The organism is Nocardia sp. NPDC049737 (assembly GCF_040674755.1).
Lineage (GTDB): Bacteria > Actinomycetota > Actinomycetes > Mycobacteriales > Mycobacteriaceae > Nocardia.
Window position 1 is genome coordinate 1 of sequence record NZ_JBFANH010000022.1, and the last position, 23659, is coordinate 23659.

23 protein-coding genes are annotated in these 23659 nt (G+C 66.0%); 16 read left to right on the forward strand and 7 right to left on the reverse strand.

What is annotated here, in order from left to right; translation table 11 throughout:
* Positions 1–206: 206 nt before the first annotated feature.
* Positions 207–797, forward strand: a complete 591-nt coding sequence (recX, locus tag AB0J47_RS27010; RefSeq protein ID WP_364351689.1) for a recombination regulator RecX — start codon at positions 207–209, stop codon at positions 795–797.
* Positions 798–920: 123 nt separating this feature from the next.
* Here recX and AB0J47_RS27015 read toward each other — a convergent pair whose 3' ends face one another.
* Positions 921–1805, reverse strand: a complete 885-nt coding sequence (locus tag AB0J47_RS27015; protein ID WP_364351692.1) for an NAD(P)H-binding protein — start codon at positions 1803–1805, stop codon at positions 921–923.
* 96 nt (positions 1806–1901) lie between these two features.
* On the opposite strand from AB0J47_RS27015, the gene AB0J47_RS27020 reads away from it, so the two are divergent.
* Positions 1902–2852, forward strand: a complete 951-nt coding sequence (locus AB0J47_RS27020) for a LysR family transcriptional regulator (RefSeq protein WP_364351695.1) — start codon at positions 1902–1904, stop codon at positions 2850–2852.
* Between the two features lie 366 nt (positions 2853–3218).
* Here AB0J47_RS27020 and AB0J47_RS27025 read toward each other — a convergent pair whose 3' ends face one another.
* The 4 genes from AB0J47_RS27025 to gluA all read right to left on the reverse strand — a co-directional run bounded on the left by AB0J47_RS27025 (position 3219) and on the right by gluA (position 6534).
* Positions 3219–4115: an amino acid ABC transporter permease gene (locus tag AB0J47_RS27025; RefSeq protein WP_364351698.1), complete on the reverse strand. Its 897-nt coding sequence runs from the start codon at positions 4113–4115 to the stop codon at positions 3219–3221.
* Entirely contained in the window at positions 4112–4786 is a 675-nt protein-coding gene (locus AB0J47_RS27030) for an amino acid ABC transporter permease (protein WP_364351701.1), read from the reverse strand. Before AB0J47_RS27030 ends, AB0J47_RS27025 begins: the two co-directional genes overlap by 4 nt.
* A 121-nt stretch (positions 4787–4907) precedes the next feature.
* Entirely contained in the window at positions 4908–5741 is an 834-nt protein-coding gene (locus AB0J47_RS27035) for a glutamate ABC transporter substrate-binding protein (protein WP_364351704.1), read from the reverse strand.
* Between the two features lie 64 nt (positions 5742–5805).
* A complete protein-coding gene (gene gluA, locus AB0J47_RS27040; protein WP_364352041.1) occupies positions 5806–6534 on the reverse strand; it encodes a glutamate ABC transporter ATP-binding protein GluA in 729 nt (242 codons plus the stop codon).
* A 264-nt stretch (positions 6535–6798) separates the two neighbouring features.
* On the opposite strand from gluA, the gene miaB reads away from it, so the two are divergent.
* Entirely contained in the window at positions 6799–8355 is a 1557-nt protein-coding gene (miaB, locus tag AB0J47_RS27045) for a tRNA (N6-isopentenyl adenosine(37)-C2)-methylthiotransferase MiaB (RefSeq protein WP_364351707.1), read from the forward strand.
* A 275-nt stretch (positions 8356–8630) separates the two neighbouring features.
* Positions 8631–9254: a hypothetical protein gene (locus tag AB0J47_RS27050; RefSeq protein WP_364352044.1), complete on the forward strand. Its 624-nt coding sequence runs from the start codon at positions 8631–8633 to the stop codon at positions 9252–9254.
* Positions 9255–9508: 254 nt separating this feature from the next.
* Here the strand turns inward: AB0J47_RS27050 and AB0J47_RS27055 are convergent, their stop codons facing one another.
* On the reverse strand, positions 9509–9976 hold the full coding sequence (locus AB0J47_RS27055; RefSeq protein ID WP_364351710.1) for a MarR family transcriptional regulator: 468 nt from the start codon (positions 9974–9976) through the stop codon (positions 9509–9511).
* A gap of 107 nt (positions 9977–10083) precedes the next feature.
* Here AB0J47_RS27055 and AB0J47_RS27060 point away from each other — a divergent pair, with 107 nt between their 5' ends.
* From AB0J47_RS27060 to AB0J47_RS27070, 3 genes are read left to right on the forward strand one after another with little or no spacing between them, the layout of a single operon-like run.
* Positions 10084–10569 carry an SPW repeat protein gene (locus AB0J47_RS27060; RefSeq protein WP_364351713.1) on the forward strand — a complete coding sequence of 162 codons (486 nt, stop codon included), beginning with the start codon at positions 10084–10086 and terminating at the stop codon, positions 10567–10569.
* 24 nt (positions 10570–10593) lie between these two features.
* Entirely contained in the window at positions 10594–10953 is a 360-nt protein-coding gene (locus AB0J47_RS27065) for a hypothetical protein (protein ID WP_364351716.1), read from the forward strand.
* A complete protein-coding gene (locus AB0J47_RS27070; protein WP_364351719.1) occupies positions 10950–12050 on the forward strand; it encodes an enolase C-terminal domain-like protein in 1101 nt (366 codons plus the stop codon). The genes AB0J47_RS27065 and AB0J47_RS27070 overlap by 4 nt, the downstream gene beginning before the upstream one ends.
* Positions 12051–12133: 83 nt before the next feature.
* On the opposite strand, the gene AB0J47_RS27075 is transcribed toward AB0J47_RS27070, so the two are convergent.
* Positions 12134–13564: a DUF349 domain-containing protein gene (locus AB0J47_RS27075; protein ID WP_364351722.1), complete on the reverse strand. Its 1431-nt coding sequence runs from the start codon at positions 13562–13564 to the stop codon at positions 12134–12136.
* Between the two features lie 264 nt (positions 13565–13828).
* On the opposite strand from AB0J47_RS27075, the gene AB0J47_RS27080 reads away from it, so the two are divergent.
* The 9 genes from AB0J47_RS27080 to AB0J47_RS27120 all read left to right on the forward strand — a co-directional run bounded on the left by AB0J47_RS27080 (position 13829) and on the right by AB0J47_RS27120 (position 23652).
* Complete coding sequence (locus AB0J47_RS27080; RefSeq protein WP_364352047.1) at positions 13829–14617, forward strand: hypothetical protein; 789 nt, start codon at positions 13829–13831, stop codon at positions 14615–14617.
* The gene (miaA, locus tag AB0J47_RS27085; RefSeq protein ID WP_364351725.1) at positions 14614–15531 is read left to right on the forward strand and encodes a tRNA (adenosine(37)-N6)-dimethylallyltransferase MiaA; all 918 of its coding nucleotides are present in this window, start codon (positions 14614–14616) and stop codon (positions 15529–15531) included. The genes AB0J47_RS27080 and miaA overlap by 4 nt, the downstream gene beginning before the upstream one ends.
* Positions 15528–16373, forward strand: coding sequence for a TrmH family RNA methyltransferase (locus tag AB0J47_RS27090; protein ID WP_364351728.1), 846 nt, complete (start codon positions 15528–15530; stop codon positions 16371–16373). Before miaA ends, AB0J47_RS27090 begins: the two co-directional genes overlap by 4 nt.
* 27 nt (positions 16374–16400) lie before the next feature.
* Entirely contained in the window at positions 16401–17288 is an 888-nt protein-coding gene (gene dapF, locus AB0J47_RS27095; protein ID WP_364352050.1) for a diaminopimelate epimerase, read from the forward strand.
* A 222-nt stretch (positions 17289–17510) separates the two neighbouring features.
* On the forward strand, positions 17511–18977 hold the full coding sequence (gene hflX / locus AB0J47_RS27100; protein ID WP_364352053.1) for a GTPase HflX: 1467 nt from the start codon (positions 17511–17513) through the stop codon (positions 18975–18977).
* A 294-nt stretch (positions 18978–19271) separates the two neighbouring features.
* Positions 19272–20171, forward strand: coding sequence for a lysophospholipid acyltransferase family protein (locus AB0J47_RS27105; protein WP_364351731.1), 900 nt, complete (start codon positions 19272–19274; stop codon positions 20169–20171).
* A 45-nt stretch (positions 20172–20216) separates the two neighbouring features.
* Positions 20217–21284: an alpha/beta hydrolase family protein gene (locus AB0J47_RS27110; protein WP_364351734.1), complete on the forward strand. Its 1068-nt coding sequence runs from the start codon at positions 20217–20219 to the stop codon at positions 21282–21284.
* 206 nt (positions 21285–21490) lie between these two features.
* Complete coding sequence (locus tag AB0J47_RS27115) at positions 21491–22636, forward strand: acyl-CoA dehydrogenase family protein (protein WP_364351737.1); 1146 nt, start codon at positions 21491–21493, stop codon at positions 22634–22636.
* A 143-nt stretch (positions 22637–22779) separates the two neighbouring features.
* Positions 22780–23652 carry an alpha/beta hydrolase gene (locus tag AB0J47_RS27120; protein ID WP_364351740.1) on the forward strand — a complete coding sequence of 291 codons (873 nt, stop codon included), beginning with the start codon at positions 22780–22782 and terminating at the stop codon, positions 23650–23652.
* The last annotated feature ends 7 nt before the right edge of the window (positions 23653–23659 follow it).

Consider the following 23659-nt stretch of genomic DNA (forward strand, 5'->3'; position numbering starts at 1 on the left):
GGGGGGGCGGGGGGGGGGGGGGCGGGGGGCGGGGGGCGGGGGTGGGGGCCCCTCCGACAACCCGCCCCCCCCGGCCGCCCCCCCCCCCCCCCCGCCGCCCCCCCTCGACTGGGTCCCGGCGCGGTCGCGGGCGCCGGAACGAGTTCCGGCGCAACGACTCCCACTCGGCTGACTTCCAGAAATCTGAAGGCCGATGGGCGGATCCGGTGGCGGCCGGATCCGAGGAGGATGCGCGACGAACAGGTGCCGTTGTTCCCCGTGTAAGCGAGGATGATCCGCGGTCTCGTTCGGAGCGCAGCCCCCAAGGCGGGACGGTCGAGCAGGCAAAGGAGGCGTGTCTTCGCCTGCTCGCCGTCCGCGCCCGCAGCCGTGCCGAACTAGCGCAGCGTCTCGCGGCCAAGGGCTTTACGTCCGAGATCACCGAACGCGCCCTGGACCGCTTCACCGAGGTCGGCCTGATCGACGACGCAGCCTTCGCCGAACAGTGGGTCCACTCGCGTCACACCTTCTCCGGCAAGGGCAAACAAGCTCTCGCCCAAGAACTTCGCCGCAAGGGCGTATCCCAGTCCGACGCCGCCTCCGCCCTTGACGCCATCACCCCCGACGACGAGGAACAACGCGCCACCGAACTGGTCCGACGCAAACTACGCACCATGCCCACAAACCTGGACCGCGACAAAACAATCCGCCGCCTCGTCTCCATGCTCGCCCGTCGCGGCTACAACCAATCCACCGCCTTCACCGTCGTGAAAGCTGAACTCGCACAGGCCCAGTTCGACACGCCGGACCCCGACTGAGCTCTGGCAGCCCGCCCCGCCTGCGTGAGGCCTTGGTCGCCCACATGGCTCTTGCTCTAGGCACACGTGCGACCGGGCGTGTGCGTGGTGAACAGGGGTTGGGCTGCGGACTGGCTCCAATGGTTAGAGCTGAAGGGCGGGGGCGAGAACTTCCTCGCACCATTGGCGGAAGGTGGTGGGGGTTGTGGATTGAGGGGTGCGGGGTTCGGCGTTGTCGAGGCCGTTTTCCTTTGCCTCCAGCATGTCGTACATGCCCTGGGCCATGGCCTCGGACATGCCGGATTCGAGCATTGTGGCTTTGTAGGCTTCGCCGGAGACTTGTTGGAACCGGATCGGGCGGCCCAGCACTTCGGACATGATTCGCGCCATGTCGCTGTTGGACAGGTCTTCTGGGCCGAGTACAGGGACGCTGTCGTATCCGCTCCACGAGTCGTCGAGCAGCAGTTCGGCGGCGACGGCGGCGATATCGCGGGTCGCGCAGGTGGGGCGTTTCAAATCGGGGGAAAGCGGTGCGAAGAATATACCCTCAGCCTTGATTACTTCGACTTGGCGAAGCAGATTATCCATGAACGAGGGCATCGCCAGCGCTCGGTAGCTCACGCCGGTACGCGCAATCAGATCGTCCATGGCCAGCGACGCCGTGACCAGTCCGGCGTTCCCGACCACCGCTGACCCGCGACCGATGGATGAGACTCCGACCACTCGCTCGACACCCTGACTCTTGAATGCCTCGCACGCGGGCCGTGTGAAGTCCAGAACCGCGGCTTCGACGCTCGCGCCGCGATGGACCGGGGGCAGCAACCAGAACACGGCGTCGGCGTCGGCGAACGCCGGGGTGACGACATCGATATCGCTATGCGATCCCGTTACGACTTCGACGTGCTCGCGGATGTGCGCGGGCAGGCGTGCTGGATCACGCGCGATAACGCGGACCGGTGCGCCGCGGTCGAGGAGATGGGGGAGGACCTGACGGCCGATGGCGCCGGTAGGGGTAGTAACAACGATCATGACGACCTCTGCTCGAGTGATTTGGCACTGGCCAGTCAAGTCGGCGCGGCACCGAACCTGAAGGACCGATTCGATAAGCGTTGATACCGTGGGGATATGAGTGATCTGGAGGTTCGGCAACTCCGATACTTCGTGGCCGTCGCGGAGGAACTGCACTTCGGACGGGCGGCCGAGCGACTGGGGATGGCGCAACCACCCCTGTCCAGGGCGATCCGGGAACTGGAACGTCAACTGGGCGTTCAACTTTTCGAGCGCACCACCCGACACGTCGTGCTCACCGCGCCCGGCGAGACCCTGCTCCGCGACGCGCGGACCGCACTCGATGCCGTTGCGGCGGCTGCTCAGCGCGCCCGCCACGTCGGCAAGCCCGCGCCGGGGCTACGGCTCGCGCTCAAAGCTGACTACGATGCCGGACTCCTGCCGCGGATCTTCGAGACATATCACCTCGAGGACGCGGCAGTTCCGGTGGAGTTGATGTTGGGCGGTCGGGGCGAGCAGGTCCCGGCCCTTCGTCAGGGCCGCGCAGATGTCGCCCTCCTGGCCACCCCGTTCCACGACCGGGGTCTGGACGTCGAACCGCTGCTCACCGAACCCCGCTTGGTCGCGCTGGCCGCATCCGATCCGCTCGCCGCCCGGACAACTCTGTGCCTTGCCGACCTGGCCGGTCGAACGCTCCCCGACGGAACTCCCGCCGACCGCGACGGCCTCGCCCCGCCTCCAGAACCCCCGCGCCCGGTCCTGGATCTGGCGCAGCTGTTCAACCTGGTCGAACTCGGCAACATCATCTGGTTCCCGCCCTCCTCGGTCGCTCGCCGTCACCCACGCCCCGGGATCGCCTACCGCCCTGTCACCGACCTCCGACCAACGGCCCTCGCGATAGCCTGGCCGCAAAATTGCCACTCACCCGCGGTAGCGGCCTTCGTCCGTGCAGCCACCGCCGTAGCCGCGGCCACCTACCCTCCCGAATCCGCAATGCCCGCCGAAACTTTCACCGCTGCCCCGCGCTCCGAAACCGAAGAATTCCGCAGCACCGTGCCCTCATCCTGATCACCGACCACCTGATCGACGGCCCCCCGCGCATACGCTGGGCTCCCGCAACCCCCTGTGACGCCGCACAGCCCCGCATACCGGGTGTGCGGCGGTCCCAAAGGGGGTGAAAGCCTCCGCGCCACCAGTGCTCTCGTTCTGATTACCGCGACCGATTGCGCGCCACTCACCCGATCGACGCGACGATAACCCAACCGCTGCACACTGGAATCTGCAGGCGCTTGGTATCAGCCGCACGCCCCCGATACTGCGTCTGCGAAAGCCGAGTCAGCCCGAATGAGTCTGAGCGTGCACGTTCCCGCGAAATCTGGCGATCTCTGCTGGATTCGGGCGAAAGTGCGCGCTCAGACCCGTCAGGCCACGGACTCACGGCTTCTGCGTGATATCCATCCCCGGAGTCGCATCGGCGAGAATCGAGTCGGCCGCCACGACGGCCGCGCCCTTGGTCCGCTTGCGCGAGCGCAAACGCTGCTCCAGTTTGTTGGCCACGATCGTCAACGTGCTGTTGAGCAGAATCATCACTACTGCGACGACCATCAGTGCGGGCACCGTATTGCGTTCGGCAGCACCGAGCTGCGAGCCCTGACGCACGATCTCGAGGTAGGTGATCTGGTAACCGAGCGCCGAATCCTTCAGCGCCACAACCATCTGCGAGATCAAGGCGGGCAGCATGGCGGTAATCGCCTGCGGCAACAGGATCAACCGCATCAGCTGTCCCTTGCGCAGACCCAGCGCCACCGCGGCCTCGGTCTGTCCCTTCGGCAGCGATTTGATGCCCGCCCGCACGATTTCGGCGATGACCGAACCGTTGTAGACAGTCAACGCGATCACCACGGCCCACAGGGCGAGCTGATCGACCTTGAACACCTTGTAGTCGGAGAAGACGTAGAACAGGAAGATCATCAGGATCAGCACCGGAATGGCCCGGGCCACCTCGACGATCGTGCCGGCCACCCAGCGCACCACCCGGTGCTCCGACAGGCGCAGGATGCCGAAGACCATGCCGATCACCAGCGCGAACACGATCGAAAGCAGCGCCGCGACCAGGGTGCCGCGCAGACCGGGCAGCAGATAGGTCTTCCAGACGTCCGCCTCGATGAACGGCTTCCACTTCTCGGCGGTGAATTGTCCCTTATCGGCGAAGCCGCGATAGAACACCCACCCGAGTGCCAGCACCGCGACAATCGCGATGACGGAATAGATTTGGTTTCGAATGCGCGCGCGGGGCCCCGGCGCATCGAAAAGAACCGAAGCTCCACTCACCGGGCCACCTCGAATCGTTTGGCCAGCCAGCCGAACAGCAGACCGGTCGGCAGGGTCAGGATCACGAAGCCGAGTGCGAAGATGAAACCGATGGTGATCAGCGCGGCCTCGTTCTCGTTCATCTTGGCCATCAGGGTCGCGGCCTCGGCGACGCCGATCGCCGAGGCGATCGTGGAGTTCTTGGTGAGCGCGATCAGCACGCTGCCCAGCGGGGCGATAACCGAGCGGAATGCCTGCGGCAGCACCACGATTCGCAGATTCTGCGTAAAGGTGAAGCCCAAAGAGCGGCCCGCCTCGGACTGACCCATCGGCACGGTGTTGATACCCGAGCGCAACGACTCGCACACGAATGCCGCTGTGTAGATGCTGAGTCCGAGTACCGCGTAACGGAAGTTGTTCTGCGCCAGCGAGTTCGGACCCTCAGGCGCGAGCTTCCAGCCCATGGTGGAGTAGAGGCCGAGTGAGCTGAACACGATGATCAGCGTCAGCGGGGTATTGCGGAAGATGGTGACGTAGGCGGCGCCGAGAAAACGGGCGACCGGCACGGGGGACACGCGCATCGCGGCGACGAATGTGCCCAGGATCAGGGCCAGAACCGCCGACGACGCGGTCAGTTTGATGGTCACCCAGAAGGCGCCGAGGACGTCATACCTCGAGATCAGGTCGAACACAGTGGTCGCGTCCCTCCGATCGGATTGTGCGGCGGCCGGAGATCGTCCTTCCGCGCGCGATGTACAGGTTGCTCGTAGCGAAGTGACCGGGTGGCCCGCGCGGGCCACCCGATCACGAATCTCAGTACCGGTTCACCGTCGGGGGCGTGGGCGCCTGGTAGCCGGAGGCGCCGACCGTGGAATCGAACGCCTTCTTCCACGACCCGTCGGCGATCATCGCCTCGATCGCGTCATTGACCTTGTCGCGCAGCTCTTTATCGCCCTTCTTCAGGCCGATGCCGTAGTTCTCCGTGGTGAACGGCTTGCCGACGACCTTGAACGTGCCCGTGCTCTGTGCGGCGTAACCGGCCAGGATGATGTCGTCGGTGGTCACCGCGTCGTACGAACCGGCCTGCAGGCCCTCGAGGCACAGCGAGTAGGTGTCGTTGGTCTGCAGCTGCGTGGCCGGGTAGTTCTTCTCGATGTTCTGGGCCGGGGTGGAGCCCTTCACCGAGCAGACCTTCTTACCCTTCAGATCATCGGGACCATTGATGCTGTTGTTGTCGGCCTTCACCAAAAGCGACTGGCCCGCAACGTAATACGGCCCGGCGAAGTCGACCTTCTGCTTACGTGCGTCGTTGATCGAGTAGGTGGCGACGATGTAGTCGACCTGACCGTTCTCGATCAGCGTCTCGCGCTGACCGGACGGGGACTCCTTGAACGTAATGTTCTCCGGTTTCACACCGAGCTTGCCCGCGACGTATTTGGCGACCTCGACGTCGAAGCCGCTGTAGGAGCCGTCCTTATTGCGCAGGCCGAGGCCCGGCTGGTCGAATTTGATTCCGACGGTGAGCTTTCCGTCCTTGGCGTTGTCGAGTGCGGATTTGTCGCTACCACCGCCACAGGCGGCGGTTGTTGCGGCCAGCGTCAGGGCGATCGCCCCGATGCCGAGTCGAAGCGAACGGTTGATCCTCATCGTGTTCCTTCTCCCTCTGGTGATTTCGGTGGCCGAGGTCTTACGGTTGCGGTGATTACTCGGTTCAGTGGCTCAGAATCTTGCCGAGGAAATCCTTGGCACGGTCGGACTTCGGCGCGGTGAAGAACACCTCGGGTGTGTCGTCCTCGACGATCGACCCGTCCGCCATGAACAGCACCCGATTACCCGCCTTGCGCGCGAAGCCCATCTCGTGGGTGACGACCAGCATCGTCATCCCCTCCTTGGCCAACGACACCATGACGTCGAGCACCTCGTTGACCATCTCCGGATCCAGCGCCGAAGTCGGCTCGTCGAACAGCATCACCTTCGGGCTCATCGCCAGCGCACGGGCGATCGCGACGCGCTGCTGCTGGCCGCCGGACAGTTGCGCCGGATACTTATCGGCCTGATTGGCGATCCCGACGCGCTCGAGCAACTCCATCGCGCGCTTGCGGGCGTTCTCCTTTTTCACCTTGCGAACCTTCAGCGGCGCGAGCATCACGTTCTCGACGATCGTCTTGTGCGCGAAGAGGTTGAATGATTGGAACACCATGCCGACATCGGCGCGCAGTGCGGCAAGCGCGCGGCCCTCGGCGGGCAGTGGCACCCCGTCGATGGCGATATCGCCGGAGTCGATCGGCTCGAGTCGGTTGATGGTGCGGCACAGCGTCGACTTCCCGGACCCCGAGGGGCCCAGAACGATAACAACCTGCCCCTTGGGGACTTCGAGGTTGATATCGCGCAGTACATGCAGGTCACCGAAGTGCTTTTGCACATCGCGCATCGAAATCATCGGCGCGCTTGTGGCGGTACTGCCCTCATCAGAACTAGCTGCCCCGGTTTTGGCCAACCCGATTGTGTCGGGCGTGGTGGCGTCGTCGGTCATGGTCCAAGACCTTAAGCGGAAAACGGCGATTTGCCCGGGTTTCGGCGACACACCGTGACGCCGCGCCGATACGACACAGCGCCGTAACCCTACTGATGCGCCTCGGCCTGGGCCTGGAGCCAGCGCCGATGCGCTGAAAACCCGCGTTGCGCACCCCCGTACCCTGGACGAGTGGATTCGATCGGACAGGCAGTGCTGTCTCCCGCCCCTGCGGCCGCGGACGGCGCACGCAGTTACGAGGTCCGCACCTTCGGCTGCCAGATGAACGTGCACGATTCCGAACGCTTGTCGGGCCTGCTCGAGGGTGCGGGTTATGTGAAGGCCGCGCCGGGTGCGACGGCCGATCTCGTCGTCTTCAATACCTGCGCGGTGCGCGAGAACGCCGACAACAAGCTCTACGGCACCCTCGGCCACCTGGCCCCGATCAAGGCCGACCGGCCGGGCATGCAGATCGCCGTCGGCGGCTGCCTGGCGCAGAAGGACCGCGACACCGTCGTGCGCAAGGCGCCCTGGGTGGACGTGGTGTTCGGCACGCACAACATCGGCTCGTTGCCGGTGTTGCTGGAACGTGCGCGGCACAATGCCGAGGCGCAGGTGGAGATTCTGGAATCGCTGGAGGCGTTTCCGTCGAGCCTGCCCGCCAAGCGTGAATCCGCTTATGCCGGTTGGGTTTCGATCTCGGTCGGTTGCAATAACACCTGCACGTTCTGCATCGTGCCGTCGCTGCGCGGCAAGGAGGTCGACCGCCGTCCGGGAGATGTGCTCGCCGAGGTGCAGGCGCTGGTCGATCAGGGCGTGCTGGAAGTCACGCTACTCGGGCAGAACGTCAACTCCTACGGTGCGTCCTTCGCCGATCCCGATGAGGCGCGCGATCGCGGTGCCTTCGCGAAACTGCTGCGCGCTGCCGGGCGCATCGATGGGCTGGAGCGGGTGCGCTTCACCTCGCCGCATCCGGCCGAATTCACCGATGACGTGATCGAGGCGATGGCCGAGACGTCGAATGTCTGCCCGCAGCTGCATATGCCGCTGCAGTCCGGTTCGGATCGGGTGCTGAAGGCGATGCGCCGGTCCTACCGCAAGGCGCGCTACCTCGGCATCATCGAGAAGGTGCGGGCCGCGATGCCGCATGCCGCGATCACTACCGACATCATCGTCGGCTTCCCCGGCGAGACCGAGGAGGATTTCCAGGAGACTTTGGATGTGGTCCGACAGGCTCGGTTCACCAGCGCCTACACCTTCCAATACTCCAAGCGTCCCGGCACACCTGCCGCGGATATGCCCGATCAGTTGCCGAAGGCGGTAGTGCAGGAGCGCTACGAACGGCTGATCGCGCTGCAGGAGGAGATCTCCCTCGACGCGAACAAGGCGCTCATCGGCACCGAGGTCGAATTGCTGGTCGCCGAGGGTGCTGGCAAGAAAAACGCGGCGACCGCCCGAATGAGCGGCCGCGCCCGCGACGGCCGACTCGTGCACTTCCGTCCCGAAGGCGCTGCGGAAAAGATCCGCCCCGGCGACATCATCACCGTCGACATCACCGATGCGGCCCCGCACCATCTGATCGCTGACGCGACCATCAAAACCCACCGCCGCACCCGTGCCGGGGACGCCCACGAACGTGGCATCACACCCAAAACCGACCCCATCGGGGTCGGCCTCGGCCTTCCACGCATCGGCACCCCCAGCACCGAGCCGGTCGCCTCTGGCTGCTCAACCGGCTGCGGCGCATGAACACTCGGCCGGGTGACGATGACCTGACGCGTGCTGGGGGAGCGGGTCTCACACCCGGTGCGTCTGGAGCGTCGTCCGAGTCGTATTCGACTGGTGCCGAAGGGGATCGTCCGGTGCGTGCTGCCGAGGGGGCGGATCTCGAGTCCGGTCGTGCATCCGATGCGTCTGTCGGCAGTGCGCCTGAACCGGATTCGGGGGCAGGAGAGGCAAGTACTACCGAACGTAGTGGGGTGGTTGCGGGGGAAGAGGGCGGTGATGGCACAGTGGATGCGGGTATGGCAGCCGAGCAGGGATCAGCCGAAGGAGACGAGGGCGCAGTGAACTCGGTCGAGAGCAGTAATGGCTTCGAGCAGTTCAAGGACGATCTCGATGCCGTCGAGCGGCGCATTGCGGGGGAGATAGATCCGGGGGTGCGCGCGATGGTGGTCGCCGGTGCCGTTTTCCTGCTGCTGTTTTCACTCGTGCTGTCGCATGCGGGCGGCGCGCGCGGGTTCGATGTGTTGCTCGGTACCGATGCCGCACGTGCCGAGCACATCGGTCTGCCGTCGCGGATCTTCGTCTGGTTCGCCGTCGTCTTCGGCATCGGCTTCTCGCTGCTCGCTCTGATGACCCGTCGCTGGGTGCTCGCCTGGGTCGCGGTCGCCGGTTCCGCGATCGGCAGCGTGTTCGGCGTCTTCTCGATCTGGCACCGCCAGACACCAGGCCTCGGTAACTACCACGGCGCAGGCCCCGGTGTCGGCCTCATCCTCGGCGTCATCGCCATCATCGTGCTGACCTTCCACTGGATCCGCGTCGTCTGGAGCCGCACCGCGCTGCAACTCGCCGCGGAGGAGCAGCGCCGCACCGCCGCAGCCGCCGCCGAGGAACGCGACCGCCGCCGCCTCACCGGCGACTCCTGACCCCCGGCGCACCCGATTCCGGACCTACCCCTGAGCCCGCACTTTTCGCGACGACGTCGCCGAAACCGAAGTGCGAAGGGGCATTTGGCGATCGACCATATTCCGCGGGTCTCTGATCGGCACCGCGGCTGCGCGACAGCGTGAGCCGGATCCATGCTGCTGGAATTGGGAAGACACCCGCTGGGTGGCGGGCAGTGACGGTCGATCATGGGCGGATAGGCCCCTGTTCGTTCGACCTCAACAGGGCGCCGAGACTACGACCGAACCGGACAGGCTACCTCCGAGGCTGGCATGGCGGTGGGGTCGACCAGCGCGTCGACGAGCGGGGTCAGTCGCCGAAGTTCTTCCAGATGGGTCGCGCTGAGTCGTGCGAGGATTTCTCGACCCGCTTCGGTCAGTGCGAGACGGACGACGCGGCGGTCCTTGCCCTCCTCCCGATTGCGCGCGACGAGGCCGAGTTGCTCCGTGCGATCGATGAGTTGCACCACACTGTGGTGCCGGGTGCACAAATACTCAGCGATTTCTCCGATGCTGGGGCCCGCTGGATCGGAATGTCCTCGAATTGCCAGCAGCAGTTGATGCTGGGTGGCAGTGAGTCCCACGTCGGCTGCCCGTCGTTCGCTCCAATGCAGGAAGCGGCGGAGCCCGGCCCGGAACGTCAGCAGCCTCGAATACTCCTCGTCGCTGAGGTGATCAGCCACCGACATGGACTCATATATCATGTCGTGATATTATCACATAACGCTGCGTGGGCCGGGCGGTCAGGGCTGTGGGCCGTCTCCGCTCGACAGTCTCTATTCACACACTGCGTCTGAAGGTGGTGGAGGACATGACCAGTGAGGCCATGAGCATGAGCCGGCATCCCGACATCCTGGAGTTGCGGGCCAAGCATGAGAAATATGAGCTCGCCTCGGAGGCGCCAGCCGCCCAAGCGGTCGCCGGCCTGATGTTCCTGACCGGGCTCTATATCGCTATCTCGCCCTGGGTTGTCGGATTCAACGGGTTCACGACCTTGACAGGGAACAACCTCATCGTCGGGATCGCCCTGGCTATGCTGGCCGTCGGATTCGCTTCGGTGTACGGCCGAACCCACGGGATCGTCTGGGCCGCTCCACTGATCGGTGTATGGACGATCGTCGCTCCCTGGGTGGTGAGCGGGAACGTCGATACCGCATCAACGATCTGGAGCAACGTAGTCGCCGGCGCGGTCGCGGTACTGCTCGGCCTGGGCTCGATGTTCCTCGGAATGAGCCGAATGAGCCGAACCGGCCGAATGGCAGGCCGGGCGCCTGGTACGGGCGCGGTTCAGAGCTAGGACCGCCCGGGTACTCCCGAGGCAATGACAGCATTCGTCGTGTGGGATACGGATATTCTGGGTGCCACCAGGGCGAGGATGTTGCACGCGCCGACCGAGCATCGGAACCTGCCCGACCTCGTCGGCGCGCTCAACGCCGCCCGCTACGCAACCCAGTCCGGCCTCGTCGCCGCTGGACGGTTGGTGAGGCTGTGGCTGTCGGCCCGTGACGGCGTACCCGCTCCACTCCGCGGAACTACCGCGCGGCCTGCCACGGCACCGCTGCACGTGGCCATGGCGAATTACGCGAGCCGCCGCATCCAGATTCGCCACCTCGTCCCCGCCGCCCGACCACGCCCCGCCGCCGAACTGCTCTCAGGCGCCACCACCGGCGGCCTCACATGATCGCCGCGGATGTGCGGATCGAGGACCCGGTGACGGTCGCCGCCTACAAGTTCCCGACACCCGAGCCCGAGGCGGACGGCACTCTGACCTGGGACGCCACCACGGCAGTCGCGGTCGACCTGACAGCGGGGGGCGAACACGGGCTCGGCTGGACCTATAGCAGCCCCGCGGCTGCCACGGTCATCACGCACGATCTGGCGCCCGTTCTGCGGGGATGCTCACCGCTCGACATTCCCGGCTGCCGCGCGGCCCTGCAACGCGCTTGCCGCAATATCGGCACCACAGCCGTAGTGGCTCATGCGTTGAGCGCGGTCGACATCGCGCTGTGGGATCTAAAGGCCAGGCTGTTGCGAGTACCGCTGTCGAAGCTCTTCGGTTCAGCGCGGCCGGCGACCCCGGTGTACGGGTCGGGCGGCTTCACCAATCTCACCGACGGCGAACTCGCCGAGCAGATAGCGGATTGGCTCGCGGCGGGCTGCTCTGTCGTGAAGATCAAGATCGGTCAGGACCGGGGCGGCGCGACCGACCGCGATCTCGCACGTGTAGAGAAGGCCACCGACCTACTCGGCGGGACCGGTCGCCTGATGGTCGACGCCAACGGCGGGTACAGGGTCGGACAGGCGCGGCGTGTCGGCGCCGAACTCGACCGGCTCGGTGTGATCTGGTTCGAGGAACCGGTCACCAGCGACGACCCAGCCGGGCTGCGGCGAGTGCGCGACGCGGTGCGCTGCGATGTGGCCGCCGGTGAATACGTCTACAGCCGCTACGACGCCGCGCAACTCGTCGGCGCCGTGGATTGCCTGCAGCTCGACGTCACCCGATGCGGCGGCTACAGCGGATTCCTCGAATGCGCCGCCCTCGCCGCCGCCCACGGCTTGGATGTCTCGGCACACTGCGCACCGGCGTTGCACGCACCGATCACCGCAGCGGTGCCCAACCTGCGACACCTCGAATGGTTCGTCGACCACGCCCGCCTGGAACCGATCCTGGTCGAGGGCGTCCCTGTGGTCGCCGACGGTGTCCTGCCACCGCCCATCCGTCCGACCGGACACGGCATGTCTCTCGCCGAAACGGCTGTCCCCTACCAGATTTCATGACGACTACAGCGCGGTAATGCGGTCTCGCAGCACAAGTGAAACCCCGACCGATCCGTTTCGCACCAGCGCCCGGCGCTATCGGATCAGCGGTTGCTGACCGCGCCCTCTGCGGCCTCGGCCCACTCGCGCCACTGCTTGGCCTGCTCGAGCGCCTTCTCCGCATCGCGCTTATTGCCTGCGGCGGTTGCCTTGGCGGCTTGCTCCTCGAATTGAGCGACGCGCTCACGGAATTGGGCGGCGCGGGCCATGGCCTCCGGATCGGTGCGGCGCCATTGGGCGTCGACCGCATCGCGGACGCGCTTTTCGATGGTGCGGAGTTTGCCTTCTAGTTCCTGGATGCGTTCGCGCGGGACCTTGCCGATCGCGTCCCATTTGTCCTGAAGTTCGCGCAGCGCGGCGCGGGCGGTGTCCAGACCGGTGGCCGGATCGATGTGTTCGTAGGCGTGCAGCAATTCTTCCTTGGCTGCGGCGTTGTGCTCGAATTCGGCGTCGCGCTCGGAGACCGCGGCATTGCGTGCGGCGAAGAAGACGTCCTGGGCGCTCTTGAAACGCCGCCAGAGGGCCTCGTCGGCCTCGCGTGGTGCCCGGCCCGCCGCCTTCCATTCAGCGAGCAGATCGCGGAACACACCGGCCGTGCCGACCCAGTCGGTGGAGCCGGACAGTTCCTCGGCGCGCACGCAGAGCTCTTCCTTGCGCGACTTCGCGGCCGCGCGTTCGCGATCGAGTTCGGCGAAGTGTGCACCGCGGCGGCGGTTGAACGCCTCGCGTGCCTTGGAGTAGCGCTTCCACAGTGCGTCGTCGACCTTGCGGTCCACGCCGCGGATGGACTTCCATTCGTCCAGGATTTCGCGCAGTCGATCGCCCGCGGCCTTCCACTGCGTGGATTCGGTGGCGATCTTCTCGGCCTCGGCGCACAGCGCTTCCTTGCGCTCGGTGTGCTCGTGCCTGGCCTTTTCCTTCTCCTCCTTGGCGTGCGCGGCCGCCTCTTCGGAGTGTTCGGTAATGGCCTGCAGTCGTCGCGCCAGCCCGTCGACATCGCCGATGACCGCCGCGGTGGGCAGCGATTCGGCGATGGCGACCGCGGCTGCCTTGGTCTTGCGGGCATCCGCCCCGGCGGCCAGTCGCGCCTCGAGCAGCGCCACCTCGGTGGCCAGATCGTCGAACCGACGGCCGAAATGCGCTAGGCCCTCGGTGGCGTCACCGGCCTGCCAGGATCCGACGACGCGCTCGCCCTCGGCGGTCTTCACCCACGCGGTGCCGTCGTCATCGACGCGACCCCACACACTAGGATCGCTGGCGGTCGGGACGACGAGGGGATGCGGATGCTGCTGCGCGGCCTGCCCCGGAGCCGGTTTGACCGCATGTGGCTTGGGATGGGCCGTCGACCCGCCCGGCTTGGGGGTCGCGGCTGGTTTCGGGGCGGCGGAAGGTTTAGGCACGGCGGCCTTCGGAGAGTCCGAGGGGCGCGGCGTGCTGCCGGGGGTCGCTTTCGCCGTTCCGTTGCTCTCGCTCATTGCTCCTCGTCCCTGCCGCGCGTCACGGCTGCCTGGTTACGCCCTAGCTCACTCCATTGAACCCGGTCCGAGCCCTGTAAACCATCGATCAATGCCCTCCGACTGATGATTCCCAGGGAAATCAACCCGTGATGACCTGGGTTGTAGCACCTCGAACACTATCAATCTCGGCCGAGTTTGCGGCAGAGACACTCGAACCCCGACGTTGCGGACGCCGCGGCGGTGCTGTGGATCGCGCATTCGGCGAACGACTACGGTTACGGCGTGTTCTCCATTGCGGCCCTGGTCCCGTCGCCGCCGATCCTGGTGCCCGAGCTCTGCGGCGCTGTCGCGTACGCGGCCGGGTCGGATTCCGATGACGCGACTGTGGAGTTGCGCGCGGCCGCGCTCACCGCGGTCGGCGCGTTGGCCGCGACGACTCGGCACTGGACCGTCGTCGGTGTGGGCGCGTCAGCGCAGGTCCTCGGACCGGATACGGTCGGCACCTTCCGCGGTTTCGGTGCGGACGTGCAGGTCGGGATGTCGGCGGACGCTCTGTCGCGATCGCGGCACACGCCCGGCGCAGCGGACCCGCAGCAGCCGCTGCCCGCCCTGATCGCCGGGTGGTTGCGCGGCCAGGTCGCACCGGATGCGGTTGCCGCGACGACCCTCGTCGCTGCCGACACGCCCGCCGACGGGTGCGCCCGGGTCGGCGCGCAGTTGCGTACCGCCCTGGACGATTCGCCTGAGCAGGCGGGCGTGCTCGTCGTCGCGGACGGCGCGGCCACACTGACCCTCAAAGCACCGGGATACCTCGACGAGCGCGCGGCCGACGTGCAGCGCGAACTGGACCGTGCACTGGCCGGAGGCGATACCGCCGGATTGCTCGCCCTGGATCCGGACTTGTGCGCCGAACTCGTGCTGTCCGGCCGCGCGGCCTATCAGGTGCTCGCCGGACTGTTCGTCGCCGATCCGGTCGCACCATCTGTCGAAACCCTGTACAGCGATGCCCCTTTCGGCGTCGGATATCAGGTGAGCGTCTGGCGGCCGAGCGCATCGGGAGGCGATCGGTGATAAAGCCGATCGCCGTGGTCGGCCCCACCGCCACCGGCAAATCCGATCTCGGTCTCGACCTCGCCGAACGACTCGGCGGCGAAATCGTGAATATCGACGCGATGCAGCTCTATCGCGGTATGGATGTCGGCACCGCGAAACTCCTGCCCACCGAACGCCGGGATATCCCGCACCACCAACTCGATGTCCTCGAGGTGACCGAAACCGCTACCGTCGCCGCTTACCAGGCCGCGGCCAGTGTGGATGTGCGCGAGACCATGGCGCGTGGCCGCACGCCGATCATCGTCGGCGGTTCGATGATGTATGTCCAAGCGCTGCTCGACGATTGGGAATTTCCGGCCACCGATCCGACGGTCCGCGCGCGCTGGGAGGCATTGCTCGCCGAGCGCGGCGTCGGTGCGGTACACCAGGCATTGAAAGCGGCCGATCCGGCTGCCGCGGCGACCATCCTGCCGACCGATGGCCGTCGCATGGTGCGAGCGCTCGAGGTCGTCGAACTCACCGGCCGCCCGTTCGCGGCCTCGGCGCCGGTCATCGGAAAACCGCGCTGGGACACCGTGATCATCGGTGTGGACCGCGATACCGCCGAACTCGACGCGCGCATCGAACGGCGCACCGCGCTGATGTTCGAGGCCGGTCTGGTCGACGAAGTGCGCGGACTGATCGATATGGGTCTGCGCGAGGGTGTTACGGCGCGCCGGGCGATCGGCTACGCACAAGTCCTGTCGTACCTGGACAACGAATACGACCTGAACCACGCGCAGGAACGTACCCTGATCGGCACCCGGCGCTATGTCCGGCGGCAGCGCTCGTGGTTCCGCCGCGATCCCAGGGTGCGGTGGGTGGACGGCGCCGATCCCGAACTGGTCGCGACCGCGTTGTCCCTGCTCGAGAAGGAACGGATCCCGCAGTGACACGTCGTGTGAGTACCCGCAATGCCTCGGTCCAGGTGTGGCAGGCGTACCTGAACAACCGGACCAAGCGCCACCGCGACGGCCGCTTCCTGGTGCAGGGCGTGCGCCCGATCACCCAGGCGATCGCCAACGACTGGCCGCTGGAGACGATGCTCTACCGCATCGGCGCGCCGGAGCTGTCGAGTTGGGCACGCGAATTACTGGAGACCAGCGGCGTGCAGCAGGTCGGCCTGGTGCCGGAGTTGATGGCCGAACTCGGCGAAAAGTCCAGTGGTATACCGGAATTGGTGGCCGTCGCGATATCCAGGCAACCCGAGCTCGACACCTTCGAACCCGGCGAACCCGGCGACGGCGCGCCACCTGTTGTGGTGGTTTTCGACCGGCCCAACTCACCGGGCAATCTCGGCACGCTCATCCGCTCCGCCGACGCGTTCGGTGCCAGCGCAATCATCGTGACCGGTCACGGTGCCGACCAATACGATCCGCAGGCGGTCCGCGCATCGACGGGTTCGCTGTTCGCCGTGCCCGTCTTCCGGGCGGCCGGAGTCGCGCAGGTACTCGAATTCCGGGACCGGCAGATCCAGCGCGGCATCCCGACCCGCATTGTCGGCACCGATGAGAACGGCGCGGATGCCGTCTTCGACTACGACTTCGCCGAGGCGACGATTTTGGTCGTCGGCAATGAGAGCAGCGGCATGAGCGCGGCCTGGCAGGAGGCCTGTGACGATATGGTCTATATCCCGATGGGCGGAACCGCCAGCTCGCTCGGTGCGCCCTCGGCCGCCGCGGTCGCGCTGTACGAAATTTCGCGGCAGCGCCGTACGTTGGTTCGAGGACGATAAGCAGGGAGAATGCGCGACGTGTCGGATATCGAGTTCACCAAGGGCCACGGCACCGAGAACGACTTCGTGGTGCTGCCCGATCCGGAAGTTCGGCTGGACCTGACGCCGGACCGGGTCGCCGCGCTGTGCGATCGTCGCCGCGGACTCGGTGCGGACGGTGTGCTGCGGGTGGCGCGCGCGGGGGCACTGCGGGACGCGGGTGTGCTCGCCGAGATTCCCGAGGGCATCACCGATACCGACTGGTTCATGGACTACCGCAATGCCGACGGCTCGATCGCCGAGATGTGCGGCAACGGGGTGCGGGTTTTCGCGCACTACCTGGCGGCGAAGGGGCTCGAATCGAGTGCAGAATACGTCGTCGGCAGTCGGGCAGGGGCGCGTCCGGTCACGGTGCATTCCGGCGGCCCTGCCAATGGCGAGGTCACCGTGGGGATGGGCATTGTTCGTGAGCTCGGTTCCTCCACCGCGACCATCGGTGGTTGGGCGCTGCCCGGCATCGGCATCGACGTCGGCAATCCGCACCTGGCCTGCGTCGATGCGAATATGTCGGCGGACGCGCTCGCGAAACTCGATCTCACCGTCGCACCCGGCTTCGACCCGGACCTGTTCCCGCAGGGCGTGAATGTCGAGATCCTGACCGGACTGGAGCACGGTGCGGTCGATATGCGCGTCTACGAACGCGGAGTCGGCGAAACCCGTTCCTGCGGAACCGGAACCGTCGCCGCCGCGGCGGCGGCCTTGGCCGCAAATGGTTTCCGTATCGCCACCGATAGCGGCGAGGTGCGCGTACGAGTGCTCGGTGGCGAGGTAACCGTCCGCCTCGTCGAGGGCGTGGCCTGGTTGCGTGGACCGTCGGTGCTGGTCGCGACGGGGCGGATCGCCGAAAACTGGTGGTCGTCGCTTTCGCGGAGCTGAGTGCCGATACCGCGCGCCTGTATAAAGCCAGGATGACCGTCCTCGGCCGTATCCAGGGATAACCGAATGCGCATCGGTTAGTACTCGTGGCAGCATGGATGATGTATGACGAAATCGAAGACTTTTGAATTCACTCCGGCCGACGACGACAATGACCATGTCGAGGCCGTCGAGGACACGACGGAAGACACCGGCGATGTAGTCGCCGAGCACGCCGCGCGGATGCGCCGGTCCGGTTGGACCGCCGATCCCACGGTCGGCGAGATGCAGCTCGACGAGCGCTCCTCGCTGCGGCGTGTCGCGGGTCTGTCCACCGAGCTCACCGATATCACCGAGGTCGAGTACCGGCAGCTGCGACTGGAGCGGGTCGTGCTGGTCGGGGTCTGGACCACGGGCACCGCCACGCAGGCCGAGGCGAGCATGGCCGAACTGGCCGCGCTCGCCGAGACCGCGGGTTCTGAGGTGCTCGAAGGACTGATCCAGCGTCGCGACAAGCCGGATCCGGCCACCTACATCGGTTCGGGCAAGGCCGACGAACTGCGCGCCGTGGTACTGGAAACCGGTGCCGATACCGTGATCTGCGACGGTGAACTGACTCCGGCGCAGCTGACCGCGCTGGAGAAGGTCGTCAAGGTCAAGGTGATCGACCGGACCGCACTGATTCTGGACATCTTCGCCCAGCACGCCACTTCCAGCGAGGGCAAGGCGCAGGTGTCGCTGGCCCAGATGGAATACATGCTGCCGCGATTGCGTGGTTGGGGTGAGTCCATGTCCCGGCAGGCCGGCGGTCGCGCGGGCGGCAACGGCGGCGGTGTGGGTCTGCGTGGTCCCGGTGAGACCAAGATCGAAACCGATCGTCGCCGCATTCGCGAGCGAATGGCCAAGCTGCGCCGCGAGATTCGCGAAATGAAGACCGCACGCGATACCAAACGGTCCCGTCGCACCTCCAGCGGTATCCCGTCGGTCGCCATTGTCGGCTACACCAATGCGGGCAAATCCAGCCTGATGAACGCACTGACCGGGGCGGGCCTGCTTGTCCAGGACGCATTGTTCGCGACCCTGGATCCGACCACCCGTCGCGCCGAACTGGACGACGGCCGCGAGGTCGTCTTCACCGATACCGTCGGATTCGTGCGGCATCTGCCGACCCAGTTGGTCGAGGCCTTCCGGTCCACTCTGGAGGAGGTCACCGGCGCGGATCTGCTGCTGCACGTCGTGGACGGTTCCGACCCGCTGCCCGCCGAACAGATCAAGGCGGTCCGCGAGGTGATCACCGATGTGATCAAGCAATCGGGGTCACCCGCGCCGCCGGAGCTGTTGGTGGTCAACAAGATCGATGCGGTCGACCCGGTCGAGCTCACTCGGCTGCGCGCGATGTTGCCCGACGCCTCCTACGTCTCGGCGCAGAAGGGCACCGGCATCACCGAACTGCGCGAGCGCCTCGCCGAGGTGCTCGGCGGTCTCGATGTCGAAATCAGTGTGCTGCTGCCCTACACCCGTGGCGATCTGCTGGCCCGCATTCATGCGGACGGTCGCATCACCACCTCCGAGCACGAGGAGGGCGGCACTCGGGTGCGCGCCCGCGTCCCGCACGCACTGGCGGCGGCGCTGTCGCCGTTTGCGCATGCCGGTGGGTCGTCCGAGCCGGAGGGGGCAGATTCGCCCGAGGCCGATGGTGTCGCGCACTGAGCTGTGGTCTCGATCGACCGTCGCGTCGTTATCGGGCGTTGCATCGAGTGGGCCAGGTCGGACGCAATGCCGTTGACACAGGGCGCACAGCAATGGTGTGCCGACGGTCCGTTGAATCGTGGGCCGCGAGGATTGGCGAGCGGTCGCCGATCGCGGTTGTGGACTACCTGGCGCACCGGAGTCAGCACGATTCGATCGCGGACCGGCCGGTCGGTAGCGCATGCTGGGCACATCCGGTGCGACGCAGGCGAATTCGTTGCGCTATCGTCATCGAATCGACATCAGGAGGGTTAAATGTCGCATGACCACTCCGGTGCGGCCGATTCGGGTGATCGGCACTCCGGTGATTCGTCGCTCACCGGCCCGGCGCTGAGTGACGGTGCGCCACTGTCGGTTTCGCTCACCGACACCGATATTCGGGTGCTCGACACCCTGCTCGCGCCGTTGCGTGCGTGGACGAGTCCGCGGTTCTACGGTCTGGAGAACATTCCGGCGCATGGGCCGGTGCTGCTGGTCGGCAACCATAATCTGATGGGCGGCATCGACGCCCCGCTGTTGCTGCCCGAGGTGCTGCGCAGGCGTGGTCGGCTGATCCGCGGGCTGGCCGAAAATGTGCTCATCAATGTGCCCGGCATCCGTCAGCTGCTGCACCACTTCGGTACGGTGCGCGGTAACCGTCGCAACTGCTTGGCACTGCTGGCCCGCGGCGAGGCCGTCATCGTATTTCCGGGCGGTGGTCGAGAAGCGGTGCGCCGCAAGAACGAGAAGTACGTCCTCAAGTGGGAGGGGCGTTCCGGCTTCGCGCATATGGCGATCGAGGCGGGTGCGCCGATCGTGCCGGTGGCGATGATCGGCGTCGACGACGCCTACGACATCGTTTTCGACGGCGACCACCCCGTCATGCGACCGCTGCGCTGGGCCGTCGAGGCGCTGGGCTTGAACCGGGACCTCACCCCGCCGCTGATCCGCGGCGTCGGCCCCACCGGCATCCCGCGTCCCGAGCGCTTCTACTTCTCCGCCGGTGCGCCCATCGACCCAACGCCGTGGCGCGATGCGACCGATAAGCACGCCGCCGCGGTGGAATTGCGTGACATAGTGCGTAAGGAGCTGGAGGAAGAACTGAAGTTCCTGTTCAGCGAGCGCGATCGTGATCCTGGTCGCACCCTGTTCGGTCGACTGCGCAGTCTGTTCTGAGTCTGCTCTCAGTTATTTGCCAGTAACTCTCCATACCTTGGCCGAATGGCTGGAACGAGAGTGCGAATGGTGGCGGTAGCGGGTGTAGCGGCAGCTCTGGTGGCGTTTCCAGCCGCTTCGGGTGGTTTTCTGGCGTCGGCGGCCGCTGTCGCCGATCCGGTCATCGCGTCCGGCGAACTGCTCACCTCGTCGCGCTCGTCCGACGGCTCGTATGTCGCCGATGTCGCGGTCGTGGACAACCGCAATCTGACCTTGCAGGTGTACTCGGCTGCCATGGGCAAGAACATCGAGATTCATGTGCAGCGCCCCGCCGACACCTCTGCCCCGCGTCCGACCCTGTATCTACTCAATGGCGCGGGCGGTGGCGAGGATTCGGCGACCTGGCAGGCGCAGACCGATGCCGCGCAATTCTTCGACGACAAGGATGTGAATGTGGTCACACCGGTCGGCGGAAAATGGAGCTACTACACCGACTGGCGTGCCCCCGATCCGGAGCTCGGCGTGAACATGTGGAAGACCTTCCTCACCGAGGAATTGCCTGCGCTCATCAATAGCGGACTCGGCACGAACGGTACCAATGCCATTGCGGGCCTATCGATGTCGGGCACCTCGGTACTGCAACTGCCGATCGCCGCGCCGGGCCTGTACAAATCGGTGGCCGCCTACAGCAGTTGCGCGCAGATTTCCGACCCCATCGGCTACGACTTCGTCAACGCCGTGGTCGCTGCGGGCGGTGGTGATTCGACGAATATGTATGGGCCGCAAGGTGATCCGATGTGGGCCGGTAATGACCCGTACGTGCACGCCGACCAACTACGCGCCCTGGACCTGTTCATCTCCGACGGCACCGGCATTCCCGGCCAATGGGACACCCTGAACGGGTCGCACGCCCTGCCCGGCGTCGGTGGCCTCGCCGATCAGGTCGCCGTCGGCGGCGCACTCGAAGCCGCGACCAACTACTGCACACACAACCTGCAGACCCGCCTGAACCAACTCGGCATCCCCGCCACCTACGACTTCCAACCCACCGGCACCCATTCGTGGGGCTACTGGGAAGACGCCCTGAAGGCCTCCTGGCCCGTCCTCGCCCAGGGACTCGGCCTGCCCGCCTGACCGGACGGGCTCATCATGCGGTGGTGCGGGCACACGTCGACCGAGAGCGAACCTCCATGAGCGCGTTCTCGCCCGCTGCGCGCTTCCTGGGTGGCAGGTGAGGGCGGGATTCTGGGGTTGGAAGTGAACGGGGGTTCTTGTTGCGGGTAACGTGTGGGGGACGACGGGTCGGTGTGGACCGGCCGTGGGGTTACTAGGAGGTTGGCGTGGAGCGCACACTGTTCGAGCCCGAACACGAGCTGTTCCGGGAGTCGTTCCGCAAGTTTCTCGATCAGCATGTCGCGCCGAATCACGCGAAGTGGGAAGAGCAGGGCATTGTCGACCGCGAGGTCTGGCTCGAGGCCGGTAAACAGGGATTCCTCGGCATGGCCATGCCGGAGGAATACGGCGGCGGCGGGGTCAAGGACTTCCGCTATAACGCGATAGTCGCCGAGGAGTCGGTGCGCGGCCAGTACTCCGGCCTCGGCTTCGCCCTGCACAACGATGTGATCGCGCCTTATCTGCTCGAACTCGCCAACGATGAGCAGAAGCAGCGCTGGCTGCCCGGTTTCTGTTCCGGCGAGATCATCACCGCCATCGCGATGACCGAACCGGGCACCGGCTCCGACCTCCAGGGCATCAAGACCCGCGCGGTCCGCGACGGCGACGACTGGATCCTCAACGGCGCCAAGACCTTTATCACCAATGGCATCAACTCCGATATCGTCATCGTGGTCGCCCAGACCGATCCCGCCAAGGGCGCGATGGGCTTCAGCCTGCTCGTCGTGGAGCGCGGCATGCCCGGCTTCGAACGCGGTCGCAACCTCGACAAGCTCGGTCTCAAGGCGCAGGACACCGCGGAGTTGAGCTTCACCGATGTCCGTGTTCCGGGTAAGAATCTGTTGGGTACCGAGGGCATGGGCTTCATCCACCTGATGAACAACCTGCCGCAGGAACGCATGTCGATCGCCGTCATGGCGGCTGCCGCCATGGAAGCCTGCCTGGAGATGACCATCCAGTACGTGCGCGATCGCAAGGCCTTCGGCAAGCCGATCGGAGCCCTGCAGAACACCCGGTTCGTGCTGGCCGAATTGGCCACCAAGACCACTGCCGTCCGTGTCCTGGTCGACCGCTTCATCGAGGACCTCAACGCGGGCAAGCTATCGGTCGAGGACGCCGCAATGGCCAAGTGGTGGAGCACCGAGGAGCAGATCGATCTCATCGACCGCTGCCTGCAGCTGCACGGCGGCTACGGCTACATGAAGGAATATCCGATCGCCAAGGCCTACATGGACGCCCGCGTCCAGACCATCTACGGCGGCACCACCGAGATCATGAAGGAGATCATCGGTCGTTCGCTGAAACTGAGCTGATACCAACCGGTTTCGCGCCGCCCGCCGCAGGCTCCGGTCCGCGGCGGGGAAATCGAGCCTGTTGCGCTGCCGCCCGAAGTTGTCTAGTCCTGTTATCGGGCCACCGCGGCTCGAAGGGCGAGGGAGACGGTAGGTTGGGCACAGTGACGGAGCAGGCCCTCGGGCAGGAGCACACCTTCGGTACGAGCGCATTCGCGACCACATCCGATGGCCGTCGACTGCACTACATGGTGCGCGGAACTGGTAGGCCGACCGTTGTTTTCGAATCGGGTATGGGTTTCTCCCGCTCGATCTGGGGCTTGGTGCAGCCAGTGGTCGCCGAGCGCATGCGCGCCGTTGTCTACGACCGCGCCGGGACCGGCCGCAGCGATGACGATCCGAACCCACGCACCATCACCCGGATGGCCGACGACCTCGCCGCCGTGCTGGCGGAATTGGGGGATGGTCCCTTCATTCTCGTCGGTCACAGCTGGGGCGGGCCCATCGTACGTGTCGCCGCGACTGCGGATCCGACCCGCATCCAGGGCATCGTGCTGGTCGATCAGAGCGACGAGAACTGCGAATTGTATTTCCTGCCCTCCGCGGAAAAGCGGTACGCGATGACCCGCGTCCTGTTGCCCGAACTCGCCCGCTGCGGCCTCTACCGTCTGCTCGGCAGTCGGATCGGCGGTAAGCAGCCCGCCGATATCGCCGCCGATCACCGGGCCGAGGATTTCACCCCGCGCGCCGCGCGCACCATGATCGCCGAACAGGACCAATTCAGCGCAGGCCTGCGAAGCCTGCGCGACCAGCCGCAGGAACTGGGCGCCTTGGATGTCAGTGTCATCACCGGCACCAAACTTCCCCGACTCGACAAGACCACCCGAACCGCACTGACCGCCGCCCACCGCCGTACCGCCGCCGCCTTTCCCAACGGCCGACTGGTCGAGGCCGAGCGCTCCGGTCACCTCATCATGTTCACCGAACCCGACCTGATCGTCGACGAAATTCTCCGCATCGCGGACAATGTTCGCTAGGGCCGGG

Bases quoted from the DNA above. Each gene is read 5' to 3' on its own strand.
- AB0J47_RS27020 (WP_364351695.1), top strand. From the start codon at position 1,902: ATGAGTGATCTGGAGGTTCGGCAACTCCGATACTTCGTGGCCGTCGCG.
- AB0J47_RS27105 (WP_364351731.1), top strand. From the start codon at position 19,272: ATGTCGCATGACCACTCCGGTGCGGCCGATTCGGGTGATCGGCACTCC.
- AB0J47_RS27050 (WP_364352044.1), top strand. From the start codon at position 8,631: ATGGCAGCCGAGCAGGGATCAGCCGAAGGAGACGAGGGCGCAGTGAAC.
- AB0J47_RS27070 (WP_364351719.1), top strand. From the start codon at position 10,950: ATGATCGCCGCGGATGTGCGGATCGAGGACCCGGTGACGGTCGCCGCC.
- AB0J47_RS27055 (WP_364351710.1), bottom strand. From the start codon at position 9,976: ATGATATATGAGTCCATGTCGGTGGCTGATCACCTCAGCGACGAGGAG.
- AB0J47_RS27015 (WP_364351692.1), bottom strand. From the start codon at position 1,805: ATGATCGTTGTTACTACCCCTACCGGCGCCATCGGCCGTCAGGTCCTC.
- AB0J47_RS27035 (WP_364351704.1), bottom strand. From the start codon at position 5,741: ATGAGGATCAACCGTTCGCTTCGACTCGGCATCGGGGCGATCGCCCTG.
- AB0J47_RS27110 (WP_364351734.1), top strand. From the start codon at position 20,217: ATGGCTGGAACGAGAGTGCGAATGGTGGCGGTAGCGGGTGTAGCGGCA.
- hflX (WP_364352053.1), top strand. From the start codon at position 17,511: ATGCGCCGGTCCGGTTGGACCGCCGATCCCACGGTCGGCGAGATGCAG.
- AB0J47_RS27060 (WP_364351713.1), top strand. From the start codon at position 10,084: ATGACCAGTGAGGCCATGAGCATGAGCCGGCATCCCGACATCCTGGAG.
- AB0J47_RS27075 (WP_364351722.1), bottom strand. From the start codon at position 13,564: ATGAGCGAGAGCAACGGAACGGCGAAAGCGACCCCCGGCAGCACGCCG.
- gluA (WP_364352041.1), bottom strand. From the start codon at position 6,534: ATGATTTCGATGCGCGATGTGCAAAAGCACTTCGGTGACCTGCATGTA.
- AB0J47_RS27065 (WP_364351716.1), top strand. From the start codon at position 10,594: ATGACAGCATTCGTCGTGTGGGATACGGATATTCTGGGTGCCACCAGG.